The sequence below is a fragment of the Halanaerobium sp. genome (assembly GCF_003070835.1).
Window position 1 is genome coordinate 1 of the sequence record NZ_QBLR01000272.1, and the last position, 4650, is coordinate 4650.

At 27.6% G+C, this 4650-nt stretch carries 5 protein-coding genes; 4 read left to right on the top strand and 1 reads right to left on the bottom strand.

Annotated features, from left to right (window positions below; translation table 11 throughout):
- The 4 genes from CI949_RS17145 to CI949_RS17160 all read left to right on the top strand — a co-directional run.
- Positions 1–1347 (top strand): diguanylate cyclase domain-containing protein (locus CI949_RS17145; protein ID WP_290768607.1); only part of this gene is annotated, 1347 nt, incomplete at its 5' end.
- A gap of 64 nt (positions 1348–1411) precedes the next feature.
- Entirely contained in the window at positions 1412–1864 is a 453-nt protein-coding gene (locus CI949_RS17150) for an EAL and HDOD domain-containing protein (protein ID WP_290768609.1), read from the top strand.
- Between the two features lie 137 nt (positions 1865–2001).
- Positions 2002–2616 (top strand): EAL and HDOD domain-containing protein, encoded by a 615-nt coding sequence (locus tag CI949_RS17155; protein ID WP_258363646.1) that lies wholly within the window; start codon positions 2002–2004, stop codon positions 2614–2616.
- A gap of 27 nt (positions 2617–2643) precedes the next feature.
- Positions 2644–3186 carry an HD-GYP domain-containing protein gene (locus CI949_RS17160; protein WP_110301300.1) on the top strand — a complete coding sequence of 181 codons (543 nt, stop codon included), beginning with the start codon at positions 2644–2646 and terminating at the stop codon, positions 3184–3186.
- Positions 3187–3361: 175 nt separating this feature from the next.
- Here the strand turns inward: CI949_RS17160 and CI949_RS17165 are convergent, their stop codons facing one another.
- On the bottom strand, positions 3362–3964 hold the full coding sequence (locus CI949_RS17165) for a recombinase family protein (RefSeq protein WP_110301301.1): 603 nt from the start codon (positions 3962–3964) through the stop codon (positions 3362–3364).
- Positions 3965–4650 lie beyond the last annotated feature (686 nt).

A 4650-nucleotide genomic window follows, 5' to 3' on the forward strand; every position in this document is an offset into this window, starting at 1 on the left:
GCAAAAAACGATAAAATAAAAGATTTTGAAGCTTATGTTTATTTAAATAAACCTTTTACCAAACAAGAACTAAAAAATAATATTGAACTTGCGATATATAAGAATAATATTCATCAAAAGTTAATTAAAAGCAATGAAGAAAAGGAAATGATATTAGATACTATTGATACTCAAATTTGGTATTTAAAAGATCCAGAAACCTATGGTAAGGTAAATCAGGCTCATGCTGATTTTATTGGGCTTGATAAATCTGAAATAGAAAATAAAAAATTGACTGAATTTCTTGATAAAGAAGAAGCTGAAACTTGTAATTTAGGCAATGTAAAAGTATTTAGAGAAAAGAAGAAAATTAAAACTGAAGAGTGGTTGAAAAACAGTAGTGGTGAAAAAAAATTAATATCAATAACTAAAAATCCAAAGTTAAATAAAGAAGATAAAGTAGAATATGTGGTTTGTTCTGGTCAAGATATTACAAATAAGAGAAACAAAGAAAAAATAATTAAAGAGAAAAAAGAATTTTTATCAAAAATTTTAGAAGTACAAAGTAGTTTAGTTTTACTTTTAAATTCTGAAGGGAAAATCATCCGTTTTAATAAGTCATGTGAAAAATTAACAGGATACACAGAAAAAGAAGTGAAAGGTAAAAAAGTTTGGGATTTATTCATTAAGCAAAATGAAAAAAAAGAAGTTGAAAATGTTTTTAAGAAGCTACAAAATAAAGATTATCCAAATAAACATGAAAACTATTGGCTGACTAAATCAGGAGAAGAAAAACTAATTTCATGGTCAAATAATGTTATATTAGATGATGAAAATAACATAAAATATATTGTAGGTACGGGTATTGACATTACTGAAAGAAAAAAGAGAGAAAAGAAAATAGAATATCTTTCTTTCCACGATGAGATGACTGGACTGTATAATAGAAGATATTTCGAAAATGAGTTGGATCGATTAGATTCTTCACGAAAATACCCCATAACAATTGTAATTGGAGATTTAGATGGTCTTAAGTATATAAATGATAATTATGGTCATAAAAAAGGTGATGGGTATATAATTAATGCTGCAGATATTTTAAAATCAACAGCTAGAACTGAAGATATAGTCTCCCGCATAGGGGGAGATGAATTTGCTGTAGTTTTACCGACTACTAATCAAAAAGAGGCAGAAATATTCTGTCAGAGAATACAAAAAAATATTGAAGAATTTAATAAGAATAAGGATCTTATAAAGCCCTTATCTATTTCTTTAGGTTTTGAAGTAATGGAAGACAGCAGCCAGAGTTTAAATAAAACCTTCAATAAAGCTGATCAGAAGATGTATATTAATAAAGGAAGAAAATAAATTGTGATATTATATAAGATTATTCCCTAAAAAATATTATTACAATTAATGAAAGGATGATTTCATGCCTCAGGCAGTTTTAGCCAGACAGCCAATTTTAGATCGAAAAAAGAAAACTTTTGCTTATGAATTACTTTTTAGATCAATTGAAACCAAAAAATGGGATGGTGAAAAAGCAACAGCTGAAGTGATTACAAATAGTATAGAATCTATTGGATTAAATAATATAACAGGTAATAAACCAGCGTTTATCAATTTCACAGCCAAATTAATAAAAGATGGAATACCTGATTTATTGCCTTCTAAAAAGGTTTATCTTGAAATTTTAGAAAACCAAAAAATTGATCAAATATTATTAGAAAAGCTTAGAGAATATAAGAAATTAAAATACAAAATTATTCTTGATGATTTTATTTTCAAAAAAGATTTAATAGAATTAGTTGAACTAGCTGATATTATTAAAATTGATTTCTTAACTACCAAACACAATGAAAGAAAACAAATAAAAAAAAAATAAGAAAATATAATTCTGATGTTAAATTTTTAGCTGAAAAAGTTGAAACTCATGAAGAATTTCAAGAAGCCTGGGAGCTTGGTTATCAATATTTCCAAGGATATTTTTTTACTAAACCAGAAATAATTAAAGGTGAAAAAATTGATTCATATAAATTTACTTATTTAAAATTATTAGATGAATTAAATAAAAAAGAACCCAATTTTAAATTAGTAGAGAAAGTTATTAAACAGGATGTTTCAATGTCTTATAGTTTACTCAGCATAATTAATTCTGCAGCTTATGGCTATGATGTTAAGTCAATTCGGCAGGCTATTGTTTTATTAGGAATAGATAGGCTCAGAAAATGGTGTACCTTATATTTTCTTAAAGGTTTAAGCCAGGATAAACCAGACATTTTATTTAAAACCACACTTATAAGAGGTTATTTTGCAGAACTTTTAGCAGACAATTTTATTGATGAGGATAAAGAATTATTTATGTTAGGAGCTTTTTCTTTGATTGATGTATATTTAGATCGGAATATTGAAGATATTTTAAACGAGGTTTCTATTCCATCAGATTTCAGGTCAGCATTAATAGCCCGAGAAGGTAGATTAGGTGATTTATTAAAATTTATTGAAATTTTTAATCGATCTGATTCAGATAAATTAAATTATTATTTAAATAAGTATTCTCTTGATTTGAACCAAGTCTCAGAAAAATATCTGGAGAGTTTACAAATAGCTGATAAAATCTTAAGTGATTTTGAATAATTATAATTAGAACGGAGGTTAAAATTAATGGTAAAAAAGCTTTTAGATGAACTAAGCCAAAAAAGTTATGAGAAAGAAGAACATATAACTAGTATGGTAGAGTATGCTGACTTATTGGGGAGAAAAATAGATCTTAATTCTGATCAACTGATGGAGCTATGGTTACTTGCTAATGTACATGATATAGGGAAAATAACAATTCCAAAAAATATTTTAATTAAAAACGAGAAGCTAACAAATAAGGAATGGAAAAAAGTAAAAGAGCATTCCAAGGAAGGTTATAATATAATAAAATCAATGGATTCTTTTTCATTTGCTGCAGACAAAGTTTTATATCATCATGAACACTGGGATGGTAATGGCTATCCAAAAGGACTTGAAGGTAAAAACATACCGCTTCTTTCAAGAATAATTTCAATTGTTGATGCATATGATGTTATGACCAGTGAAAGACCCTATAGTCATGCTAAGTTAAAAGAGGAAGCTTTAAAAGAAATAGAAAGATGTTCAGGCACTCAATTTGATCCTGAATTAGCAGAGATATTTATAAAAATGTTAACGGAAGAATAATATAACATATTGGAAATTGTATAAAAATATGGTATAATTTTAGTATAATAAACTTGCAAGGGTTACCCTATATCCTTGCCTGCCAGTTTATTATTACCAATCTCTTTAAAAATATGTTTCTTGATGAGGGCTCTCATTTAATTATGAGAGTTTTTGTCATTTTATAATAAAAAATTTAATTTTCTTCATACTCACTTTTTCTTCTATAAAATGTACTCTTACTAACCTCCAATTCATCCATAGCTTCAACTGCCGTCATATTTTCTTGATTATAAACCTGGTCATAGTAATATTCAAAATCGTCTACTTCAATCTTAGGCCTGCCAAGATGGACTCCATTTTGACGGGCTTTTTTTATACCTTCAGCCTGTCTTTTATTGATTTTTTCTCTTTCCTTTTCTGCCATATACGAGAGCAGCTCCAAAACGATATTAGAAATTAATTCTTCCATACCATCTTTAAACTTTCTGGTATCTAATAAATCCATATCCAGGACAACGATGTCCGCACCAATATCCATTGTGATCTCTTTCCATTCCTCTTTAATATTCCTATGATTTCTTCCCAGGCGATCTAAATCTTTAATGAATAAAACATCATCTTCTTTGAGTAATCTTTTTACTAATTGATACTCAGGTCTATCAAAATCTTTTCCACTCATTTTATCCATGAAAATATAATCTTTTTCAACGCCAGCTTTTAGCAAAGCATCTTCCTGTCTGGCTGGATTTTGTTCTTTACTGGAAACTCTAATGTATCCATATTTTCTACCACTCATATTATTCCACCTCTATTTCCAATTATTAGTTATAGTATATCATAAAAGTTTCAAAAGGTACATGATTATTATGGGATAGTTCAAAATTAAATTTAGCACCTTTTGATACGAATATAGCAAAAAGAAAATATCAGCTTAGATTCACTGCTATCACTGGTCTTACTAATGATTTAAAGATCTACTAATAAAAGAGTATCTAAAGGTATACTTTTTGAGAAGGTAGTTAAGCTTTATTTAACGTTATGGAATAATTAGTTGATGCGACATCAAAACGATGTCGGTTGAAAACATTTCTAGTTTTAGATTTATGATAAGTTGCGGTTATAGAATTTATCGGCAGAATATTTTTCACCCTGGATTTTATAATACAGGTAAGCTAGCCTCTCTAATTCTTGGACAGGCTTTAATATGATTTGTTAAACACAGATTCTCAGTGAATTAATTATTTATGCTGCAAATTTAAGTTATTGGTAAAGAATACTATCTACAAAATATTTAGTCATTACCCATCTTTTTTAAGAAAAAGAGATAGTTTTTATTTACATTTTACATAATATATTTATTCTTTCTACAGAATTACTGGGATATTTATTATATGATATGCTCACAAATACTTTTTTGTGGTAAAAAATTATATAGGTTAGTTGATAATTTCTACTTAATCCAGGTTACAACTTCAGATAGGT